Genomic DNA, 21,764 nt, shown 5'->3' with positions numbered 1-21,764 from the left:
CGTAGTTTAACCTCTAACGTGACCGGAAGCCGAGGATGCGGGCCCGCGGGGCGAGTCCGCCGGTGGCGATCGGTTGGTCCAGCAAGTAGCTGCCCGTGTTGCCGGCCTGATCGGTCGCATCGACACGCAGATAGATCTCGTGTGGCAATTTCGGATCGGCCGGCCAGACGTAGAGTCCGTCGTTGCGTAGCCCCGCGGCGATGGTCGTCCACGGCCCGTCGATCGAATCACTGAACGCGATCGCGACGGGGCGGTCCATCAGGTTTTCATCACTGCATTCATAGCGAATGATCAACGACCCGGTGCGATCCCCTTCGCCGTAGCGCGCCGAAGTGATTTTGATCTTGGGCAACGTCTGGTCCACGATCACCGCGATGTCGGGTTGATCGCCGGGCAACGGGCGTGGGCTGGCCAAGCCGTTGTTGCCGAGCACCACGATTCGAAACGCGAAGACGCCTTCGCCCTTGGTTTCGATGTCAAAGGGACTGGTCCGGTCCGGGTCGGCGCCCCATCGTTTCCACGTCCGCCCGGCATCCAGACTGCCGTACAACTCGACCGCTTCGACCCCCGACGCGCCGACGGCTTCGAGTTCGTATTCCAGACTAAAGCGATTGGAGTCGCTCCAGCGAAACGGAACGGTGCGGGCTAGTTGAGCTCGATCGTAGCGTTGTTGTTGCTCGCGGCTGAGTTGTTCGGCACGCTCGGCTCGGTAACGCCGTTGATCGTCCGGCGTGCTGCTCGGTGCCGGTGTCGGAATCTGTTCCGCGGCGGGCCGGGGTGATTGCTGGTTCGGCGTCGTTTGGGATCGTGGGGTGATCGGCCGCAAGGCTTCTTCGAGTGTCCGCGATCGCTGGGAGGCGGCTTCGTCGTCCGCCTCCGCGTTTGGCAGCGGGATCGACTCGGTGATCGGGTCGCCGGGCGATTTCGGTGGAGCCAAGTTCAGCGTCGGCGCGTCTGTCGTTTCCGGCGTTGGTGCGGGTGCCGGCAATGCCTCGGGCGCCGCCGCGGTTGCTTTCGGCGCTTCAGCGGGGGCTGGTTCGGGCTGTGGTGCCGGCAACACCTCGATGCCTTCGGGCGTCAGTTTGGCGGTCACTCCCGACGCGGGCAACGTCATCGGACGCGACGGATTGCCGGGTGGTTTGGCCGCCGGCGAGTTGGTTGCAGGGGTCACTGCCGTGCCCGTCGGTGTGGGCTCGATCGGTTTGGTCACCGGTTGGGTGCTGGCGCCGAACGCCGAACCGAAGGATTGCAGCGAACGTCCCGCGGTCGGGGCGGCGGCGGGTGCCGTGCCGCGGACAGACGTGCTCGCGTTGCCGGTCGATCGCAGCGGACCGGATCCCGGCGATTGCAAGGCGGCGCCGCGCGTGGGCGAATGCGGGAGCGACTGCGGAGAGGTCTGGGCAGACGACGACGGTGGTTGGTGGGTGTCGGCCGTTGGGCCGAGTCGAAAGCTGGGCGGATCGCTGGGGCCGGCGACGGTTTGGATACGCAGCTGGTTCGGTGACGCAGCCATCCGCGGCAGTTTGGTGGCCGCCACGCGGGGACGGCGGAACGTTTTCGCTTGGACCGACGCGTTGCCGATCGAGTCGGTAGCCGTGACGTGGACGGACATCTGTTGCCAATCGTCGGCGGGGCGAATCGAAAAGCGGCCTTCCTGATCCATCGACGCGTTGGGGACCGTGACCCACTGGCGTCCGACATCGGTTGCGTACAGCACGCGGAGCGTGGCGACTTGATGCGGATCGGTCAGTTTTAATTGCGCCGAAAGGGTACCGTCGACGTCGGCGCCGGCTTGAAGATCGATCACCGGCCCGGTCGTGTCGATGAAGATCTTGCGTTCCGGAGTCAGCGATTCCGTCGGCTGGGGGGGCGCGTCCAAATCGGTCGCGTGGGTGAACCAGTAGTCCCCATCGGCGGTCGCTTCGAAGTGGAATTGTTGAATCGGCAGGGGCTGTTCGGCCGCCTTGGCCCAGGTTTGTCCGCGGTCGGAGGAGACGTAGAGCCGCACCATCGTCGCTCCGCTGTCCCGTTCCATCTGAAATGGGATATCAAAAACCCGAGATGTGAGGACAATAGCGTCCGGGTCGACCGCGACCGCCGGAACGGCAAAGATGGCAAACACCGTCCACAGCGAGATCGACAGTGTGACGCGATCGCATTCCAACATGCGTAACGCCGTCCTGCGGTGGGCCGCCGGCCTACGGCGGGATGTCGCCGGGATGAACGGGGGGCGATGATTGATCGCCCGGACGAATTGGCGGAAAACGCCCATCGGATATGCCGGAGTCGAAAGAAACGGGTGTACCTCATCTTCCGGTTCGGCAAAATGAAGGGCCAATCTTGATGGGGAAGCAGGAAAAAGTGCTGCATCGATCGTTTCGCCGAGGCCCGCGGGGTCCCGCGCGGGCGCCAGGGCAGAGTGACGGGGCAGGCTGATCGAGCCAAGGCAAACGAGTAAGAGTTCATGATTCAGTATCAATATGATGTGGTGGTGATCGGGGCAGGGCATGCCGGGACCGAGGCGGCTGCCGCAGCGGCTCGCTTGGGCGCGCGGACGGCGCTGCTGACGACCAATTTGGATACCGTCGGGCAGATGTCCTGCAATCCGGCGATCGGTGGCGTCGCCAAAGGCCAGATCGTCCGCGAAGTCGATGCGCTCGGCGGACTGATGGGGCACGCGATTGACGCGACCGGCATCCAGTTTCGATTGCTCAATTGCCGCAAGGGGCCGGCGATGCACAGCCCCCGCGCGCAGGCCGACAAAAAGGCGTATCAGCAATACATCAAACACGCGATCGAATTGCAGAGCGACTTGGATCTGCGTCAAGAAACGGTCGAAGATCTGTTGACCGAGACCACCGCCGAGGGCGAGCGGATCGTCGGGGTCCGCGTGCGAGGTCAGGCGGAGTATCGCGCGGCGGTGGTGGTGCTGACCACGGGCACGTTCTTGTCAGCGATCATGCATACCGGCGAATCCAAAACCGCCGGCGGCCGCGCCGGAGAGGGAACGACGACGGGGATCAGCGGCGCGCTGAATCGATTGGGATTCCAAATCGATCGCTTCAAGACGGGCACACCGGCCCGATTGAATCGACGCACGATCGACTATGCCAGCCTGGACGAACAGCCCGGTGATGACCAGCCCCAACCGTTTTCGTTCCTCAATGATTCCTTGTCCATCGATCAGGTGCCCTGTCACATCGCGATGACCAATGATGCGGTGCACGATCTGATTCGCGCCAACCTTCACCGAGCGCCGATGTACAGCGGACAAATCAACACGCGCGGACCGCGGTATTGTCCTTCGATCGAAGACAAAGTCGTTCGCTTTGCCGATAAAGACAGCCACCAGTTGTTCCTCGAACCGGAAGGCCATCACACCGAAGAGGTCTACGTCAACGGCATCTCGACCAGTCTGCCACGTGATGTCCAGGACGGGATGTTCCGGCTGATTCCCGGTTTGGAACGGGCGACCATCATGCGTTACGGATACGCCGTGGAGTATGACTATTGTCCGCCCACGCAGCTTTGGCCGCACCTGGAATCCAAACGGGTCTCGGGGCTGTATCTCGCAGGCCAAATCAACGGCACGACCGGATACGAAGAGGCAGCCGGCCAAGGATTGATCGCCGGTCTCAATGCGGCGCGGCAAGTCGCCGGAAAATCGACGTGGGTTCCGACCCGGGATCAAGCTTACATCGGCGTGCTGGTTGACGATCTGGTCACCAGCGGCACGGACGAACCCTATCGAATGTTTACCAGCCGTGCGGAGTATCGACTGCTGCTGCGGCAAGACAACGCCGATCGCCGATTGACGCCCGATGCCGACTCGCTGGGATTGATCGATGCCCAACGCCGCGAAAAGTTTGCGACGAAACTTGCCGACATCGATCGGGCGATCGAGTTGCTCGGGGCGGTGCGGATCAGCACGCCCAAGGGCGACGTCAAAGGTGACGTCTACCTGCGCCGCCCCGAAGTCGATTGGGCGAAGATGTGCGAGTTCATTCCCCAGCTTGCAACCATCGGTGACCAGGCCGCTCAGCAAGTCGTTTACGACATCAAATACGAAGGCTACGTCAGCCGGCAACGCGACGAAGTTGCCCGCCAGCAGCGGATGCTGAAAAAGAAAATCCCCGGCGGATTCGATTATGCCGCGATTACCGCGATGCGTAACGAAGCCAAGGAGAAGCTCAGTCACATTCGGCCCGTTTCGCTCGACCAAGCACAGCGAATTAGCGGGATCACCCCGGCGGATATCGCGTTGTTGCTGGCCTATCTCGAAGCCCCGTCATCAAGGTGATGTGATCGTTCTCCGATCGACCGCACTGATCGCTGGCCGCTCAAAGTTCGCTGGTAACCTATCTTGACCTATCCTGTGGATTCGGTAAGATTCGTTGGTCGGGCAAGATCGGCAAGCTTGAGGGTTTCGGAGTTTGCTGTTACTTACGTTTTTGACGCAAATTGGCACTGAAATGCTCTTGTGCGGAAGCGTGGGGGTTTTGCTAAAAGAAGCCTGTCGTGCTGGTTTGGTGACCGGCACAAGAGTGTTGGCGAATGCTAGCACGGAAAGACATGGAACAGGGTGAGGCTTCGACGAAGGCTCACTCGCGACAAACGCACAGGTTGGGAAACGGCTCGTCCTGCAGGGAGGATGGTTTCTGCGATGACCACGAAGACGGTCTTTACGACAGGCGAAGCGGCTAAAATCTGCAAAGTCAGCCAGCAGACGATCATTCGTTGCTTTGACAATGGTTCGCTGAAGGGCTTCCGGGTGCCGGGAAGCAAATTTCGACGTATTCCACGTGAACAGCTCTACCTGTTCATGAAGGACAACGGGATACCGACAGACGCGCTGGAGAGCGGCAAGAAGAAGTTGTTGATCGTCGATGACGACCAGGATCTGGTCGAATTGATGAAGGACGGCTTTGAACGCGACGGGCGATTCGATATCCGCACGGCCAACAACGGCTTTGACGCCGGTATGGGCGTGAAGGAATTTCGACCCGATCTGGTCGTGTTGGATGTGATGTTGCCCGACATCAACGGCAAAGAAGTCTGCCAGCGGGTCCGCAGCGATCCGGCTTTGGACATGGTCAAGATTCTTTGCATTTCCGGGATGGTGGAGCACAACAAGGTCGACGCGCTGCGTGCCGCCGGTGCGAACGATTTCATGCAGAAGCCGTTTGCGATCGACGACTTGGTGTTGCGATCATGCGATCTGCTGGAAATGGAACGCAAAGTCCCGAATTAGATGAATGCGGTGACGAGTCTCCGCGACCAGTCGAATGAATTCCCGTTTCCGGGCTCGGTGTTAGAGCTCGGCTGGTGGGGCGTTCTGCCGCCCATCTCGCGCGAGGACAAACGCTGGTGGTTGCCGCTATCGGACACCGCCATGGTCGCGATCTCGACGGCGATCTCGTCATCCACCGCCGGCTGGGGGGACGTCAATCCGCTGGCCGTTCGCCGGGTGACCTCGGCGTTTCTCGAAGACCCGCCGTTCTTGCTGTATGCCCTGTTGAGCTGGCCGGGTGATGAATTTGTGTCCGCGACGGAATTGGCGGAGTGGTTCATCGGTGCGGCACCCGCTGAATTCGCCGACGGCGAGTGGATGCTTGCGGCGCCAGAGATCACCAATGCGCACCAGCATCGTTGGTCCCGTTTGTTGGCCCGCAGCCGAACGACCGAACCGAACGATTGGATTGCCGGAGCGGCGGAGTGGTTGCAGGTTTTAGGACCGGCGATCGATTCGGACTGGATCGAGCAGCTACCGGCGGTGATTTGGGACTGTGTCGCCGAGCCGAAACGCAAAATCGAAGGCAGCCGTTTGCTGCAGCAATTGGCGCGGGCTCGGGAGCGGGAGTTGGTGACTCAGTCCAGCCTGTCCGCCCTGGCAGAGAAACGGAAGTTGGCTGCCGCCAAGCAGTTGGCTTATGGATTGAGCCATGAAATCAACAACCCGTTGGCAAATATTTCCGCCCGGGCACAACAGCTCGCGCGTGAAGAAGCCGATCCACAGCGTCAGCAATCGCTTCAGCAGATCGTCCAACAGGTCTATCGCGCCCATGAGATGATTGCCGGGTTGATGTTTTTCGCCAACCCGCCGGAGGTCGATCGGGAGCGTGTCGATTTGAACGCGCTGGTCGAGGCGGCTGGCGAGGAGTTTGCCGCGATCGCTGCGGAATTCGACATCCGGTTGTTGGCTGAAACGTTGCCGGAGCCGGCGATGGTGTCAGTGGATCGGTCGATGATTTTGGAAGCGATTCGAATCTTACTGCGAAATTCGATCGAGGCGATCGGCAGCGGCGGCACGGTCGTGTTGTCGATGGAGCGGGTGGATGACCCATCGCGGGACCCACAGTGGTTGATCCACGTCGCCGACAGCGGACCGGGGCTGAGCGTCGAAGCGTCCAAGCATGCCTTTGACCCATTTTACAGCGGTCGCGAGGCCGGCCGCGGGTTGGGATTGGGGCTGTGTCGAGCCTACCGAGTCGCCCAATTGCATGACGCCACCATTCGGCTCTCCGGCGGCTTGGCCGGCTGCGTCGCCACGATCGCGATTCCAGATCCGTCCGCCCGCGTCTGAAGGTTAGACGCCCACGCATGTTGGTGTGCAGGCTTCAGCCGCCTGATTCGCTGCTTCGCAGCGAGCGGGAAGCGCCTGAAGGCTGGACACCAACATGCGCTGGTGTGCAGGCTTCAGCCGCCCGATTCGCTGCTCCGCAGCGAGCGGAATGCGCCTAAAGGCTGGACACCAACATTCGCTGGTGTGCAGGCTTCAGCCGCCCGTCTTGCTGCTTCGCAGCGAGCGGGATGCGCCTGAAGGCTGGACACCAACATGCGCTCGATTCCCCCTTCGATGCCCGGTGGTCGATCGGCGGAGGATGGTCGATAATTCATGACTGTCATCCATCTGGTCGTAACGAGTCACCCCCTTCATGCTTGATTCTGCTTTGGAAGTGCTGCGATTGCAGGCTGCCGGTGAGGCGTCGGCGGTTGAAATCGCCGAACGTGCCCTCGACGCGATCGAGGCGTCTCAGTCGACGCACAACGCTTACACCCACGTCGATCGCGACGCGGCGCTCGCGGCCGCCCAAGCGGTCGATGCCAAGCGTGCCTCCGGGCAACCGCTGGGGGCACTGGCCGGTGTACCGATCGCCGTCAAAGACGTGTTGTGCACGTCCGACATGCCGACGACCTGCTCGTCGGAAATGCTGCGTGGGTTTCGTCCGCCTTACGATGCGACCGTCGTCGAAAAGCTCCGCGCCGCCGACGCCGTGATCGTCGGCAAGACGAACATGGACGAGTTCGCAATGGGCGCGAGTACCGAAACCAGTGCGTTCGGGATCACCAAGAACCCCTGGGATACCTCGCGGACTCCCGGCGGCAGCAGCGGTGGCGCCGCCGCGGCGGTGGCTGCCGGGACCGTTCCGCTCAGTCTGGGCACCGACACCGGAGGCTCCATCCGTCAGCCCGCGGCGTTTTGCGGCGTGACGGGATTGAAGCCGACCTATGGTCGGGTCAGCCGATACGGTTTGGTGGCCTTTGCCAGCAGTTTGGACCAGATCGGCCCGATGGCGTGGTCGGCCGACGAGTGCGCGTTGTTGATGAACGTGATCGCGGGGTTCGAGCCGCGGGATTCGACGTCGCTCGACCAAGCCGTTCCCGATTTCACCTTGGCGACCGAATCGAACGATCTTCGTGGCATGCGGATCGGGGTGTTGCGTGAATCGTTGCAAGCCGAAGGCATCGACGAATCGATCCGAACCGCGGTCGCGCACGCGATCGGCGTGTTTGCGGAACTGGGCGCCGAGATCGTCGATGTCGATCTGCCGCACCGCGAGTATTGGGTGCCGACCTATTACGTGATCGCGCCGAGCGAAGCGAGCAGCAACCTGTCGCGTTACGACGGGGCACACTATGGACATCGCGCCGGTGAAGAGGCGAAAGACTTGGTGTCGATGTATTGCCGCAGTCGTGCCGAAGGGTTTGGCGCGGAAGTCAAACGCCGCATCATGATCGGGACCTACGCACTGAGCGAAGGGTATGCCGACGAATACTACAACAAAGCGCTTAAGGTGCGACGGTTGATTCGCGGCGATTATGACGCCGCATTCTCGCAAGTCGATCTGTTGTTGGGACCGGTCACACCGACGCCTGCGTTTCCGCTGGGCGACAAGATTGACGATCCGATTCAGATGTATCTGTGCGATCTGTTCACCGTCGGCGCGAACCTGGCCGGCGTCCCCGCGATCTCGTTGCCGGGCGGATTCGATCCTGCGGGATTGCCGATCGGGATTCAACTGCAGGCCCCGACGTTGGAAGAGAGTCGCTTGCTATTCGCGGCATCTGCTTTTCAATCGGCGACCGATTATCACACCCAACGACCGAATCAATAAACGATGTCACAGCTACCGACCACGACGATCATCGGACTGGAAGTCCACGTCCAACTGAAGACGGCGACCAAGTTGTTTTGCGGTTGCAGTACCAAATTCGGCAGCCCCCCCAACACGCAAGTCTGCCCGGTTTGTTTAGGCTTGCCCGGCGCGTTGCCGGTGATCAACGAGCACGCGATCGAGCTGGCGATCCGAGCCGGGTTGGCGATCAATTGTGATATTCCGCCGCTGACCAAATGGGATCGCAAACAGTACTTCTATCCTGATTTGCCGAAGGGTTACCAGATCAGCCAGTTCGATCTGCCGATCTGTGCCGACGGGTGTTTGGAGATCGCGGATCCGGCCGATGATGATTCCACGCGAAAGATCGGGATCACCCGCGCCCACCTGGAAGAAGACGCCGGCAAGAGCATGCACGACGAGGCGGCCGGCCGCGCCGACAGTCGCATCGATCTGAACCGTTGCGGAACGCCGCTGTTGGAGATCGTCAGTGAGCCGGATTTGCGAACGGCTGAAGAGGCGTTGGCGTATCTGACCAAACTGAAAGAGATGATGACGCACTTGGGCGTTTCGGATTGCGAAATGCAAGAGGGCAGTCTGCGGGTGGATGCCAACGTCAACTTGCACATCGACAAACATGGCGAGCGGATTGCCACGCCGATCGTCGAAGTCAAAAACATGAACAGCTTTCGCAACGTCGTCGCGGCGCTGCACTTTGAAGTCGACCGACAGTATGCCGAGTGGGAGGAAACGGGGAACACGATCGAGACTCACGGCAAACGCACCTTCGGCTGGAATGACGTCAAAGGCGTGACGTATCCGCAGCGTGAGAAAGAAGAATCCGCCGACTACCGCTATTTTCCTTGTCCCGACTTGTTGCCGATCCGAATCCCCAGCGAACGCGTCGAAGAGATCCGCGCGTCACTCGGGGAGACTCCGGAAGAGACCCGCGAGCGATTGCAGTCGCAGTACGGCATCAAAGCCTACGACGCCGACGTGATCGTTTCTCAAGGCCGCGGCATGGTCCAGTATTATGACGCCGTCGCGATGGCCTGCGGTGACGGAAAACGCGCCAGCAGTTGGATCCAGCAGGACGTGATGCGATCGTTGAAAGAGCAGGGCGGGGACATCGAGTCCTTCGGCGTGACGGCCGAACAACTGGCTCAACTGCTCTCCAAAGTCAGCAGCGGAGAACTGACCAACGACCGCGCCCGCGACGTGTTCAAGCACCTCAGCGAAAACGGCGGCGGCATCGACGAGGCGATCAAGGCCTTGGGGATCGAGGCCGTTGACGATTCGGAAATGGAAACGTTGGTCAAAGAGCTGCTCGCGGCTAACCCCAAGGTCGTCGACGATGTCAAAAACGGCAATCAAAAAGCCGTCGGTTCCTTGATCGGTCAAGCCCGCAGCAAGAACCCCAACGCCAATCCGCAAATAATTCGAGAGATCGCATTGCGGTTGATCGAGAATGCGTGAGTCGTGGTGAAAGGCCCGTCGCGGTCCGTTGATGGATTGATGGGCAATTCCGGGAACTCTGCAACGGTTTAAAAGCCCACGGATAGCAGCGCGAACCCACGGATGCGAATCAGCCAGGGATCCGTGGGTTCGCGCTGCCATCGGTGGGCTATTTTTTTAGCTTTGCCATTTTGAGGTCGAGCAGTTTTTGCATCGTTGATCATCAAAGGTATTGGTCACTCTCCCCCTGGCATTGGTATCTGCACAAGTGGCTTTTTGGCCAACGGCCATGCACAACCTTCGCTGATGGAACAAACCGTGAAATCGGCAGTGGTTTACACTCGCGGGGATTCAGGCTTCCTCCGTCAGGAGTACGGTGCAGGGGAGCGGTTCGAATTGCCGATTGAAACTCTGACGCTTGAGCTTGACCGGGCGTATGAGGGTTTGGCGATTTAAACGATCAGGCAGGTTGCGTCATCCCTGCTCAGAAGCCTATCCCACGATTGAGAAACGATACAACCGATCGTCGCGTTGCTGCGGAGGATGCCATGGACACAGAAACTCGCCGGCCCCGTCGCGATCCGCTGTTCGTGCTGATCCTGCTGGGCGTCTGCGCGGTGACGGTTTGGTTGTTGCTGATGCCGTTTTATCCGGCGATCGCCCGCGTGACGATGAAGCGTTTTCATTTGTCGACCGAATCGTTTGCGTGTTGGGCCATCCAGGCGCCGGTTCCGGCGATGTACAACTTCGGCAATCAATACGAGATCCGCGATTTACCGGAAGGTTTGATCACGCCGGTGCTCGACGCGAGCCGACCCCGCTACATCAACCACTTTCCCACTCGGGTGCTGACGTTCGCCAACGGACGCTACTCGTTGCTCAGTCCCGGTCAGGATCGCTGGGTGACGATCAGATCGTCTTATCGGGGGCAGACGTTGGAAACCAAGATCCACGCCAAGCCGATCGGCGAAGGCAGATTCGAGTGGATTCGCGAGTCGTCTGAGATTCTTTCGCCCGGGGGTGACCGGTGATGTTCGGCGGCAAGGCAACAGACGGCAGTGGAGAGGAAGTCGAAGTCGCGGCGCCTTACTCGGGACGGGTGTTGTGGGCGTACTTGATCGTTCAGATCAGCGTGTTCGCAGGACTGGCATGGAAGTACGAGTTCTTCTTACTGGCCGATCAGGTTTATCATCGGCTGCTGCTGTCCGATCCGTTCTTTCCGGCGTGGCTGCAATCGGCCGATGTGATCCGTTGGGCCTATCTCGGATCACTGACCGCGATCATCTTGGGCGTGGTCGGCATGTTGCCTTGGATTCGCATGTTGTGTGCGTCGGCACAGGTCGGTTGCCTGGCAATCATGTTGCTTCATCAGGGCAGTCACAACGACATGACGTTTGCGACCAGCTTGTGGGCTTCGATTTGGGTGTTCTGGTTTGCGACGCGGATGGAACGGGACGAGCCATCGGATCTGCTGCGTCGCGGGGCATTTTTAGGCCGCGCGATCGCGTCGATGATTCTGCTCGGCGGCGCGGTCGGAAAGTGGACACCGGAGTACTGGTCGGGTGAAGTCTTTTACGACATTTATTTTCGCGAACGCGACTTCTGGGTGTTCAACTATTTGCGAGAGACGTACGACGCCGAGACGCTGCGCGGCATCGCGACGTGGTACAGCCGCAAGGTGATTGTGGTGGAAACGTTGTTCGGGTTCGGATTGTGGTTACTGCCGCCGCGCTGGGCGGCCGCGGCGGGCGTGACGATCTTTTTTTCGATCGCGTTCTTTTCCAACAACCTGTTGTATTCGGTGCTCTTGGCCATGATCGGATTGTCGGCGGTGGGTTTTTTTGTACCGAAAACGATGAACGACTCATCGACGCGCGCCACCGGCTGACGTGACGGCTGGAATGCGACGGCCAGCGGGATGCGGCGAAGGAGACGGCGATGACTCAAAGGAGTAAACGTCGATTTGACAGCCGACTCCGATCGCCATAGAGTGGCCGTCAAATCCCCTCTTTTTCACGCGGTCGAATTGACAATGAATCAGGAATTGCCACCCGGACAGGAATCCGATGAGATTCAAGGCTTGGCCGAGGTCGTGGCAAAAAGTTTGGCCGAGGGTGAAGACCCGCAATCGATCTCGCAGAAGTTGGTCGACAGCGGATGGGATCCGGATGAAGCGGCCGGCTTCGTCGGTTCGATTGAGCATCACATGATGGAAGCGCAACACGCCGGTGGCGGATCGGAAGTGCAGGGATGGATGATCTGGGGCGGCGGGTTGATCGTGATCAACTTGCTCAGCTGGATGTTCAACTGGGGATTCTGGATCTACTAGTGCCCCCGCCGCCGCGTCTCGTTGACATCGCGATCGGCGTTTCGATCCTGAGCTGGGCCGGCGCGGCGACGTGGTCCAATCTGGGACAGCGCCCGATGGCAATCTTGATCGCGACGTCGCTGTTGCACTTGATGGTGGGCGTGCTTTTTCTGGTCCGGCGTGGTGCTGAAAAACAGAGTGATTGGGCAACCGGTTTGATGGCCGTCCCGGCGGTGCTTGTCGGCGGCTGGGTGTTCGGGTGGTCGCCCAACGATTGGAATGTCGCGGCGCAAATTCTGTTCGTGTCGGGCTGTGGTCTGGCGATCGTGAGTTTCGCCTTCCTCGGCCGCTGCTTCGCGATCTTGCCGGCGATTCGCGGCACGGTCGTGCGCGGACCGTTCTCGATCATTCGGCATCCCGCCTATCTCGGTGAACTGGTGATGGTCGTCGCTTGTTTCGTCGCCGCCGAGTTGCACTGGCAGCAACTTGTGATCTTGCTGCCCATCGTCGCGCTGTTCGCGATCCGGATCCATGTCGAAGAACGGTTGTTGTTGAGCAGCGAAGCCTACCAGCGTTACTGTCGGCAAGTCCGTTGGCGTCTCATCCCGCTGATTTGGTAGCCCGCAACGGCGAGAGGATGATTCTTGATGAAATTTTTCTATTGCGAGTGACAGTTGAAGCACGAATCTGCCAACAATGGAACAGGACTGAGTGAAGCTCCCTGGGAATTGAAATCTACCGGTGACGTCATGTTGAAACATCAGTCACGGTCTCGAATCGCCGCGAGATCGGTTCGAATGCAACCGCTGGAGCCGCGTTTGCCGCTTGCCGGAGGTGCCGGGGGCGTTGAGTTCGGGGACTGGCACAATCAGAGCAATGCGTATGACGTCAATGGCGATGGGTACGTGCGTCCGATCGACGTGCTGCAGCTGATCAATCTGATCGGGGACTATGAATTGTCGGCGATCGAAACGATGCAGTCGGCGTGGTCGGAGGACGATCCCGCGGCGATGGAGCCCTACGCCGGATTTCATCCCGACGTCAGCGGAGACGGGGTGATCGGGCTGGTGGATATCTTGCGGGTGATCAATCGATTGGCCATTGATCAGGCTGCGGAAGAACCATCCAACGGAACGGTCGCGGTGATTCCGGATGGTCAGGGGGAGCCGACATCGGTGGTGTTCACGGCGGCGGACGGACGATCGAAGTCCGTCGAGGTTGTCGATGCTGGGGTGACGGTGATCTGGGACCAGGGCAACGTCTATCTTCGCAATCGGGATGGTTTGCCGTTGATCATTGCGAAACCGGCAAGCGGTTTGCTGAGCGCTGAGTATCTGGAGGGAGATGGGTCGGCAACGGTCACGCGTTTCGGAGCCGACGGGAGCGAAACAACCGAGCAGTATGTTTGCCTTCCCGGGTGGACGAGTGATGTGTCGACGGTGATCGTGTCCCCTGAGGATCCATTTATCTGGCCGCTTCGATTATTTGATCCCGATGACATCCGTCGACCGATCGAGGGATTTGAAGAGACTTTGGGAGCGATCGTGTCGCACCACACGCAATACGCGGACGGTTCCTCGATTGAATTTCGATACGAAGAGGCGTCGGCGGAAAATCTGATTTCTGTCACTGCAAGTCTGGCGACGGGAGAGTCGTTGACGGTGAACGTGGACGGGGCGACGGTTCCGACCGACCTGGCGCAGAGGATCTGGACGGTGCTCCGATCAGACAATCCGCCGGCGGATCCGATCAGTCTGACAGAACTGGTCGTCGTTAGCCTTTAGGCGGTTGCCGGTCGCTGCGGAGCAGCGATCTTGGGCGGCTGAGGCCTGGACACCAGCGCACGTTGGTGTCTAGCCTTGAGGCGATTCCCGGTCGCTGCGGAGCAGCGAAACGGGCGGCTGAAGCCTGGACACCAGCGCACGTTGGTGTCTAGCCTTGAGGCGATTCCCGGTCGCTGCGGAGCAGCGAAACGGGCGGCTGAAGCCTGCACACCAGCGCACGTTGGTGTCTAGCCTTGAGGCGATTCCCGGTCGCTGCGGAGCAGCGAAACGGGCGGCTGAAGTCTGCACACCAGCGCACGTTGGTGTTTAGCCTTGAGGCGATTCCCGGTCGCTGCGGAGCAGCGATCTTGGGCGGCTGAAGCCTGCACACCAACACGTATGCCCGTGCCATTGGGACTACTTCATCATGTCCTGCAGCGTTGCGAGGTCTTTTTTGATCGCGGCGAGGTGTTGGGGCACGAGTTCGGGGGCTTTGTGATCGATGTATTCTTCGTGCAGTGAAATCGGGCCGGTGAAGTCGGTCTCGGCCAGCATGTTGAAAAAGGCGGGGGCGACCCGGCCTTCGCCCAGCGGCACATTCTTCATTTTGGTCCCTTCCCAGACGAAGTCTTTGACGTAGACCGTGTCGATGTGGTCACGGATCATGCGGAAGGTGGTCGGCCAGCTTGTGCCTCCCTCGACGGTGGCATGTCGAATGTCATAGGCCATACCGATGTCGGTCGGCGCGATGCCGTCCAGGACGCGATCGAGATCCCAGATCGCAGCGCCCATGTATTTGGTGCCGGCGTGGTTTTGGTACAGTCCGGTGATGCCGAAGTCGTGATTCAAGGCCGCCAAATCGACGAATTGGTCGTGCCAATCGGCGAGCTGGTCGTTGATCGCCCGATCCGGGGAATAGTGGACATATTTCATGCGGTATCGCTGGATCCCCAGGGTTGCGGCGGTGCGCAGTACCCGCTCGGTCAGCGGGTCGGCCGGGTCATTGATGTCGGACGTCATGACGGTGATTTCCAGGCCGTACTTGGCGAGTGCTTCGACCAGTTTGGGCAGTTCATCGGCACACGCTTCCGGTTCGATGTGTCCGCCGCGACGAATCGGAGCCTCGATCCCGTCGTATCCGATTTCCGCGATCTTTTCGGCCAGTTCGTCAAAGGTCAGCGAGTTAAACGGTTTGGTGAAGACACAGATGGTATTCTTATCAGATGCGGTGTCGTCGTTTCCGAGCGCCGATTGAAACGGGGCGGCGGCGAAGCTGGCGGCCACACTGGCGGCGGACGCGGCGATGAATTGACGGCGGCTGGTGGTCATCGATGGTGGATTTGGTTGGTGTAGTATCCGAGGAAACGACTTCAGGCCTGAAGAACCCCAGGGACGACGGGCTGGAAGCCTCTGCCACGGTTCGGTGCCGTGATGGGTGCCGATGGCGAGAGACCGAAGGGCGATACCCATGATAACTCAAACGCACTGGTACACGGAAACAGAAGACGGGCGAATTCTATGTCAGTTGTGCCCGCGGGCGTGCCGGATGAAAGAGGGCGACCGGGGGTTCTGTTTTGTTCGCAAGAACGTCGCCGGTCAAATGGTGTTGGACACCTATGGCAAGAGCACCGGGTTTTGCATCGACCCGATCGAAAAGAAACCACTGAATCATTTTCTGCCCGGCACCCCGGTGCTCAGTTTTGGAACGGCCGGATGCAACCTGGGGTGCAAGTTCTGTCAGAACTGGGACATTTCCAAAAGTCGTGAAGTGGCTCGGTTGAGCGATCGAGCGATGCCGAACGAAATCGCATTGGCGGCCCAGCGTTCGGGGTGTCGAAGCGTCGCGTACACGTACAACGATCCTGTGATTTGGGCCGAGTATGCGATCGATACGGCGCTGGCCTGCCGCGAGATCGGAATCAAGTCGGTCGCGGTGACCGCCGGCTACATCACCCCACAGGCTCGCGGTGAATTTTTCGGCGCGATGGATGCCGCCAACATCGACCTGAAATCTTTTTCCGAAGACTTTTATTACAAGGTCACCAGTTCGCACCTGCAACCGGTTTTGGACACGATCGAGTTCGTCTGCAATGAAACCGATTGTTGGGTCGAACTGACGAATTTGATCATTCCCGATGCGAATGATTCCGCCGACGAACTGCGGCAGATGTGCACCTGGGTGATGGAGCACGTCGGGCCGAACGTGCCGATTCATTTCACGGCCTTTCATCCCGATTTCAGAATGACCGATCGCAACGGGACTGATTCGTCGACACTGGTGATGGCCTATGACATCGCCAAACGGTGTGGGTTGAATTACGTCTACGTCGGCAACGTGCATGACATCGCCAGACAGAGTACGTACTGTCACGGTTGCGGGGCGTTGTTGATCGAACGTGACTGGCATCAGTTGGGGCGGTACACCTTGTCGGGGAATCGGTGTTCCAAGTGTGACGCCACGATCCCGGGCGTGTTTGAAGATGTTCCCGGGGATTGGGGTGGGCGACGGCAACGCGTCCGCATCGAGCCGATCGAGCAACCGATGCAGACCGTCGCGTCGCAGCAACGGCTCGTGCAGATCGAAGACGCCGGCTCGCGAGCAGACGAAACCAAACGGCAACCAGCAGTGGAGGATAAAGTGATGGCGACGACACAATGGAACGATCTGACGAAGCTGACAGACGATCAGAAGTCGACGATCTTAAAAGCGGCCTCGGCGATGGTGCAGGCCGCGGTCGGCGGACTGGATCAGTCCGTTGCGATCCGATCGCTCGGTGAGCTGGCGGAGCTGCCGATCGACGGGGTGTTTGTGACCGTCAAACGCGGCGAGACACTTCGCGGCTGTTGCGGCCGGCAGGGCGGGCTGATGAAACTCGGGGAAGCGATGGCGGATTCGGCGGCGCGGACGGCACGCGATCCGCGTATGGCGCCGCTGTCGATGAGCGAATTGCCGTATCTGGATCTGTCGGTTTCGCTGCTCGGACCGCTGCGGCCGATCGGTGTCCCCGGGGAACAGCGGGAGCAGGCGGTGCATGTCGGGACGCACGGCTTGCGGATCCAGTTCGGACACAACAGCGGTTTGTTGTTGCCGCAGGTTGCGACCGAACAAGGTTGGAATGCGCGTCAATTTTTGGATGCCGTGTGTCGCAAGGCGGGGTTGCCGGCCGGCGTGTGGTTGCGCGACGATGCCCAAGTGATGTTGTTCGATGGAGTTCATTTCGGTTGCAAATTCGAAACCGATCCGTCGCTGTTGCGACATGAAAAACAATTGTTGACCGGGCATGAGTTGTCACTCTGTCGCGATTGGGTTCGCAGCAATTTGATCGCCCTGCAGATCGGTGCCACGCCGATGTATTACGCGATGGGGGTCAGCGATCTGGAGGTGTTGGGGCTGATCCTTTCGATTCGACATCCCAGTCACGGTTCGCATCAGTGGCTGCAACTGAGCATCAAAGACACCCGCCCGATGCAGACATCGCTGTATCAAATGACCGAACAGGCGTCGCTGTGGTTGGATGAACGCGTGTTTTCGGCAAACGAATGCGACGTCGAGTTGGCGGTCTTGAGTGATTGTGTGCATCACGGCCCGCTCGAGGATGCGGACATGCGGGGAACCGATGGCGGGACGCGCGCGATGGTGCTGACCGATGGCCGGCGTTGGGCGATTCAGTATGGACAGGACCAGCAGCCGCAGGCGTTGATCGAAGCGGCACGGGCGATGGAACGGTTTCGCGGCGGCGAACAGTTGTATTCGATGCACTGTGACTGTTCCTGCGACGCGATTTCGGTGTCGCTCGGTCCCCGGGCCGATGCGGATTTCACCGTCCGACGGCCCGCCGTGGCCGGGGCGTTTTACCCGGCCGAGGACAGCGCCCGAGAGGCGGAGGTCGATGGGTTGTTGGATGGATTGCCGGATTGCGAAAAACACAAGGCGTTTGCCGTGATGGTCCCGCACGCGGGGCTTCGATTCAGCGGCCGTGTGGCGGCGGAGATTTGGCGGCGAATTGATGTTCCCGATCGCGTGTTGATCATCGGACCCAAGCACACCGCCGAGGGAGTCGATTGGGCGGTCGCGCCGCATCATCACTGGCAGTTGAGCGATACGGTTCAGATCGCGGGCGATGAGGAGCTGGCCCGCGAGTTGGCCGAACAGATTCCCGGCATGGAGCTGGATTCACGCGCCCATGCGCGCGAACATGGGATCGAAGTGCAATTGCCGTTGATCAATCGCCTGTGCCCCGACGCCCGATTGGCAGCGATCGCGATGCACGGCGGGGACGTCCAAGCGTTGGAATCCGCCGCGTCGGCGTTGGCCGAGTGGATCAAGGAGCAGGACGAACCGCCGCTGCTGGTGATCAGCAGTGACATGAATCATTTCGCCGATGACGAAGAAAACCGGCGGCGAGACCGATTGGCACTGGACGCATTGGCCACCGGCGACGGCGCCGAATTGTTGCGGGTTTGCGGCGAAGAGAGCATCAGCATGTGCGGCCAAATTCCCGCGGCCCTGGTGTTGATGGTGATGCGAAAACTTGGAAAAACCGCCCAAGCGGAGGAAATCGCCTACGCGACCAGTGCAGACTATGGCGGTGGCAAAGAACGCGTGGTGGGGTATGCCGGGGTGATTTGGAAGAATGCGTAATTTGGCTTCCGTGAAAAACTCGCGGTGATGAACCTTGCGGGCAAGGTCGGATTTTCGGTATGGCGTAAGGTTTCACCAGAAGATCAGCCACGAAAAGGATTTTGTGCCGATGCGATTGTCTCGTTTTCATTCCTCGGGCAAGGGGACACGCCTGGTCGCAAGCCTCGGCTTGACGGCGGTCGCTTGCATTCTTGTTTCCACCCAAGCCGGTTGTCTCGGATTGCTGTCCAACCTGATTCACGCCTCCGGCGCGGACAAGGTACCGGCGGCCTATGAGGGGTTGGAGGATTCGCGCGTGGCGGTTGTCACGTTGACCGAAAACAGCCAATACAGCGACGACGTGTCGGCGCGGATCTTGGGCCGCAATGTGATGCAATGGCTGTCCAAAGAGGTGGATGACATCGAACTGATTCGCGAAGACAAAATCGCAAATTGGCGCGACACCCACGGCTGGGACCAAGTCGAATTCGCCGAGATCGGCCGCGGCGTCGATGCGGAAAAGGTGCTGGCGATCGAAGTGATGAATTTGAAGTTGCGCGACGGAGCGACGTTGTATCGCGGTCACGCCGACGTTCAAATCACGGTGATCGATGCCAAGACCGGCGAAGAGCTATTCCGCCGTGACATCGACGACTTCACGTACCCCAACACCGCCGGGGTCTATACCAACGAGACGACCGAAGCCCGGTTCCGAAAGCTTTATCTGGGGATTCTCGGCAAGCGAATCGCACGGCAGTTCTATCCGTATGACGCTCACGAAGACTTCGCGCTCGATTCCATCATCGCCCGCTAAAGCACGCCCTTGGTGCTCGGCACGCTGTCGCTGCGCGGGTCGGATTCGGCGGCCATTCGAATCGCCCGGGCGACGGACTTGAACACGCACTCGGCGATGTGGTGTGCGTTGCGTCCGTGATGCAGCACGACATGCAGATTGCAATTCGCATTGGCGGCAAACGATTGCCAAAAGTGTTCGACGAGTTCGCTGTCAAAGGTGCCGATCTTTGAAGCCGCAATCGGGGCGTTGTATTCGAACGCGTAACGCCCGCCCAAGTCCACCGCCGCGGTGACCAGGCATTCATCCATCGGCAGCGTGAAGTGGCCGTAGCGACGAATCCCGGCGCGATTGCCGAGCGCTTGATCGATCGCCTGTCCCAGCGCGATCCCGATGTCTTCGGCGGTGTGGTGGTCGTCGACATGCAGGTCTCCCTTGGCTTCGACGTCCAAATCGATCAACGCGTGTTTGGCCAGCAGGTCCAGCATGTGATCCAGAAACCCGATCCCCGAGTTGCGCGTCCCCGAGCCGTCTCCGTCGAGATTGATCGAAAGGCGGATATCGGTTTCACCGGTGGTGCGTTGAATTTGAGCGGAGCGTGGCATGGTGGGTGTGAGGTGATGGGGATGGGATCGACCTGTCGTTGGCAGAATATAGCGGCCCAATGGGACCAAGGGGACCGATGGGACGCATGTGTCGTATTTGTCCCATAGGTCCCATTTTCCAGGCGGCTGAACGCGGGGACCCAGGCCGAATAGGACCTATCGGACAGATGGGATCCATGTGTCCTATCGGTCCTCTACGTCCCATTTCCTCGCCGTTGGGCCGATGCGACCAATGGTGCGATTGTGAACGATCACAGGATCGACCATTCGGGATCGAACGGGTCGACGGTTTCTGACGGGACGCTGGTGGAGTGGCGTTCGATTTGGATGCTGGCTTGTTGGCCGGTTGCGGGTAATTTGGCTTCGACTTGCATCAACCCGTCGCGGTCGTAGCGAAAGGTGACGTCAACGGGCGTTCCTGCGGGCAGCTGGGCGGGCAGATGACCAAGGACGCATTTGCCGATGTGTGTCCCGTACCGGCCGCGTGAGTCACCGCCTTCGACGATTTCCACCGCGACGCTGCGTTGGTCATCGCGCAGTGTTTGAAACCGCGTGGTTTGTTTGACCGGAATGGGTGTGTTTCGCTGGATCATCACGTAGTTGCACGACAGGCGGGTCTCCAGGTCGATCCCGAGGACGCCCAGGTTGTGGGCATTGACATCCGAAATGACGAGTCGGCCGGATTCAGGTTCACCGTTTTTCTTTGTCGCGGTACGTGACTGGATCGTCGAAGCGTAGAGGGCCGCACCATGGGCGATCGCTTCGTCGGCCGAGATCGACCGGTTGGGTTCCATGCCCGAAAGTGCCGTGATCATCTCGGCGACTTGAGGCAACCGCGTCGAGCCGCCGACCAGGATCACTTGATCGATCTGCTCCCATCGGGTTGCGGAGTCTTTCATCAATTTGCGGACGGTGAACCGCGTGCGATCGAGCAAATGTGCCGTCAGGTCGTCAAAGACACTTCGCGTGATCGTGGTGATTAACGTCGAGGATTGGAAGGTCAGACGAATCTTGACTTCGGTTCGCGAGGTCAGGGCGTGTTTCAGTTCGGTCGCTTCCTGCATCAGCCAGGCGGCGCCGGTTTCCACTTCGGACGGGCGGAATTTGCACTTTTTGGCAAACTGATCGTCGAGCCACTTCACCAAGCAACGGTCCCAGTCGATGCCACCGAGCATCGCGTTGCCATCGGTCGCAACGACGGTGATTTTCGAATGATCGACTTTGACCATGGACACATCAAAGGTGCCGCCGCCGAGGTCATAGATCAACACGGTTTGCGGACCGAGGATCTCGCTGTGTTTTTCGATCCCGTAGGCGATTGCGGCAGCGGTCGGCTCGTTGATGATCGACAGCACTTCGAGCCCGGCGAGTTCGGCGGCGCGAATGGTCGAGCGCCGTTTGGGTTCGTTGAAGTAGGCGGGCACGGTGATCACGGCCTGCGTGATCGGCCGCCCGAGTTTGGTTTCCGCGTCACGTTTCAGCCGACCCAAAATCAACGACTCGATGACTTCGGGGGCAACGCTGCGGCCGTCGACGGGATGCGAAAGTGTGGGTTTGCCGATGTCGCGTTTGGCAAAGGTGGCGACATTGCCCGGCAGCGTGATTTGTGCTTTGAGCGCAAGCTTGCCGATCGTGACTTCTTGATTTTCGATCAACGCCGCCGACGGTGTCGTCAGATCGCCCTCGCTGTTGATGATCGTGTGGGGTTGGCCGCGGTCGTCGACATAGGCAACGGCGCTGTACGTGGTTCCCAGATCGATGCCCACGACCAACGGCTTGTGGGGCTTGGACGTCGGCTTTTCGGACCCTTGAATGCTCAATCG

Annotated in this window: 17 protein-coding genes; 13 read left to right on the top strand and 4 right to left on the bottom strand. The window is 59.9% G+C overall.

Features of this window, described 5'->3' with window-relative positions:
- Positions 1 to 13: 13 nt before the first annotated feature.
- Positions 14 to 2,338, bottom strand: coding sequence for a hypothetical protein (locus tag TBK1r_RS33625; protein WP_419580653.1), 2,325 nt, complete (start codon positions 2,336 to 2,338; stop codon positions 14 to 16).
- Between the two features lie 126 nt (positions 2,339 to 2,464).
- On the opposite strand from TBK1r_RS33625, the gene mnmG reads away from it, so the two are divergent.
- The 11 genes from mnmG (at position 2,465) to TBK1r_RS33575 (ending at position 13,943) form a co-directional block, all read left to right on the top strand.
- Positions 2,465 to 4,300, top strand: coding sequence for a tRNA uridine-5-carboxymethylaminomethyl(34) synthesis enzyme MnmG (gene mnmG / locus TBK1r_RS33620; RefSeq protein ID WP_145220030.1), 1,836 nt, complete (start codon positions 2,465 to 2,467; stop codon positions 4,298 to 4,300).
- Positions 4,301 to 4,663: 363 nt separating this feature from the next.
- Positions 4,664 to 5,251 (top strand): response regulator, encoded by a 588-nt coding sequence (locus TBK1r_RS33615; protein WP_182866292.1) that lies wholly within the window; start codon positions 4,664 to 4,666, stop codon positions 5,249 to 5,251.
- Positions 5,252 to 6,583: a sensor histidine kinase gene (locus TBK1r_RS33610; protein WP_145220028.1), complete on the top strand. Its 1,332-nt coding sequence runs from the start codon at positions 5,252 to 5,254 to the stop codon at positions 6,581 to 6,583.
- Between the two features lie 352 nt (positions 6,584 to 6,935).
- Complete coding sequence (gene gatA / locus TBK1r_RS33605) at positions 6,936 to 8,396, top strand: Asp-tRNA(Asn)/Glu-tRNA(Gln) amidotransferase subunit GatA (RefSeq protein ID WP_145220026.1); 1,461 nt, start codon at positions 6,936 to 6,938, stop codon at positions 8,394 to 8,396.
- Between the two features lie 3 nt (positions 8,397 to 8,399).
- On the top strand, positions 8,400 to 9,872 hold the full coding sequence (gene gatB, locus TBK1r_RS33600; protein ID WP_145220024.1) for an Asp-tRNA(Asn)/Glu-tRNA(Gln) amidotransferase subunit GatB: 1,473 nt from the start codon (positions 8,400 to 8,402) through the stop codon (positions 9,870 to 9,872).
- 195 nt (positions 9,873 to 10,067) lie between these two features.
- A complete protein-coding gene (locus TBK1r_RS39305) occupies positions 10,068 to 10,307 on the top strand; it encodes a hypothetical protein (RefSeq protein ID WP_419580652.1) in 240 nt (79 codons plus the stop codon).
- Between the two features lie 92 nt (positions 10,308 to 10,399).
- On the top strand, positions 10,400 to 10,882 hold the full coding sequence (locus TBK1r_RS33595; RefSeq protein ID WP_145220022.1) for a hypothetical protein: 483 nt from the start codon (positions 10,400 to 10,402) through the stop codon (positions 10,880 to 10,882).
- Positions 10,882 to 11,739: a hypothetical protein gene (locus tag TBK1r_RS33590; RefSeq protein WP_145220020.1), complete on the top strand. Its 858-nt coding sequence runs from the start codon at positions 10,882 to 10,884 to the stop codon at positions 11,737 to 11,739. The genes TBK1r_RS33595 and TBK1r_RS33590 overlap by 1 nt, the downstream gene beginning before the upstream one ends.
- 144 nt (positions 11,740 to 11,883) lie before the next feature.
- Positions 11,884 to 12,180 (top strand): hypothetical protein, encoded by a 297-nt coding sequence (locus tag TBK1r_RS33585; RefSeq protein WP_145220018.1) that lies wholly within the window; start codon positions 11,884 to 11,886, stop codon positions 12,178 to 12,180.
- The gene (locus TBK1r_RS33580; RefSeq protein WP_419580651.1) at positions 12,180 to 12,779 is read left to right on the top strand and encodes a methyltransferase family protein; all 600 of its coding nucleotides are present in this window, start codon (positions 12,180 to 12,182) and stop codon (positions 12,777 to 12,779) included. Before TBK1r_RS33585 ends, TBK1r_RS33580 begins: the two co-directional genes overlap by 1 nt.
- Before the next feature lie 54 nt (positions 12,780 to 12,833).
- The gene (locus TBK1r_RS33575) at positions 12,834 to 13,943 is read left to right on the top strand and encodes a dockerin type I domain-containing protein (protein ID WP_145220014.1); all 1,110 of its coding nucleotides are present in this window, start codon (positions 12,834 to 12,836) and stop codon (positions 13,941 to 13,943) included.
- Between the two features lie 396 nt (positions 13,944 to 14,339).
- Here the strand turns inward: TBK1r_RS33575 and TBK1r_RS33570 are convergent, their stop codons facing one another.
- Positions 14,340 to 15,251 (bottom strand): sugar phosphate isomerase/epimerase family protein, encoded by a 912-nt coding sequence (locus TBK1r_RS33570; RefSeq protein WP_145220012.1) that lies wholly within the window; start codon positions 15,249 to 15,251, stop codon positions 14,340 to 14,342.
- A gap of 139 nt (positions 15,252 to 15,390) precedes the next feature.
- Here TBK1r_RS33570 and amrS point away from each other — a divergent pair, with 139 nt between their 5' ends.
- The gene (gene amrS / locus TBK1r_RS33565) at positions 15,391 to 18,564 is read left to right on the top strand and encodes an AmmeMemoRadiSam system radical SAM enzyme (RefSeq protein WP_473772473.1); all 3,174 of its coding nucleotides are present in this window, start codon (positions 15,391 to 15,393) and stop codon (positions 18,562 to 18,564) included.
- 109 nt (positions 18,565 to 18,673) lie between these two features.
- Positions 18,674 to 19,357 carry a hypothetical protein gene (locus TBK1r_RS33560; RefSeq protein ID WP_145220008.1) on the top strand — a complete coding sequence of 228 codons (684 nt, stop codon included), beginning with the start codon at positions 18,674 to 18,676 and terminating at the stop codon, positions 19,355 to 19,357.
- Here the strand turns inward: TBK1r_RS33560 and hisB are convergent.
- Both hisB and TBK1r_RS33550 read right to left on the bottom strand, forming a co-directional pair.
- Positions 19,354 to 19,941: an imidazoleglycerol-phosphate dehydratase HisB gene (gene hisB, locus TBK1r_RS33555; RefSeq protein ID WP_145220006.1), complete on the bottom strand. Its 588-nt coding sequence runs from the start codon at positions 19,939 to 19,941 to the stop codon at positions 19,354 to 19,356. The two genes, TBK1r_RS33560 and hisB, sit on opposite strands and share 4 nt — an antisense overlap.
- 251 nt (positions 19,942 to 20,192) lie before the next feature.
- Entirely contained in the window at positions 20,193 to 21,761 is a 1,569-nt protein-coding gene (locus tag TBK1r_RS33550; RefSeq protein ID WP_419580650.1) for an Hsp70 family protein, read from the bottom strand.
- Between the last annotated feature and the right edge of the window lie 3 nt (positions 21,762 to 21,764).

The organism is Stieleria magnilauensis (genome assembly GCA_007753675.1).
Taxonomy (GTDB): domain Bacteria; phylum Planctomycetota; class Planctomycetia; order Pirellulales; family Pirellulaceae; genus Stieleria; species Stieleria magnilauensis.
The sequence above is the reverse complement of the archived record's forward strand: the minus strand, read 5'-3'. Positions and strand labels throughout refer to the sequence as shown.

What these genes read in the sequence shown, in the direction of transcription:
- TBK1r_RS33615 (WP_182866292.1), top strand. Translation starts at nt 4,664, where the DNA reads ATGACCACGAAGACGGTCTTTACGACAGGCGAAGCGGCTAAAATCTGC.
- mnmG (WP_145220030.1), top strand. Translation starts at nt 2,465, where the DNA reads ATGATTCAGTATCAATATGATGTGGTGGTGATCGGGGCAGGGCATGCC.
- TBK1r_RS33595 (WP_145220022.1), top strand. Translation starts at nt 10,400, where the DNA reads ATGGACACAGAAACTCGCCGGCCCCGTCGCGATCCGCTGTTCGTGCTG.
- gatB (WP_145220024.1), top strand. Translation starts at nt 8,400, where the DNA reads ATGTCACAGCTACCGACCACGACGATCATCGGACTGGAAGTCCACGTC.
- gatA (WP_145220026.1), top strand. Translation starts at nt 6,936, where the DNA reads ATGCTTGATTCTGCTTTGGAAGTGCTGCGATTGCAGGCTGCCGGTGAG.
- TBK1r_RS33570 (WP_145220012.1), bottom strand. Translation starts at nt 15,251, where the DNA reads ATGACCACCAGCCGCCGTCAATTCATCGCCGCGTCCGCCGCCAGTGTG.
- TBK1r_RS33590 (WP_145220020.1), top strand. Translation starts at nt 10,882, where the DNA reads ATGTTCGGCGGCAAGGCAACAGACGGCAGTGGAGAGGAAGTCGAAGTC.
- TBK1r_RS33560 (WP_145220008.1), top strand. Translation starts at nt 18,674, where the DNA reads ATGCGATTGTCTCGTTTTCATTCCTCGGGCAAGGGGACACGCCTGGTC.
- TBK1r_RS33585 (WP_145220018.1), top strand. Translation starts at nt 11,884, where the DNA reads ATGAATCAGGAATTGCCACCCGGACAGGAATCCGATGAGATTCAAGGC.
- hisB (WP_145220006.1), bottom strand. Translation starts at nt 19,941, where the DNA reads ATGCCACGCTCCGCTCAAATTCAACGCACCACCGGTGAAACCGATATC.
- amrS (WP_473772473.1), top strand. Translation starts at nt 15,391, where the DNA reads ATGATAACTCAAACGCACTGGTACACGGAAACAGAAGACGGGCGAATT.
- TBK1r_RS33610 (WP_145220028.1), top strand. Translation starts at nt 5,252, where the DNA reads ATGAATGCGGTGACGAGTCTCCGCGACCAGTCGAATGAATTCCCGTTT.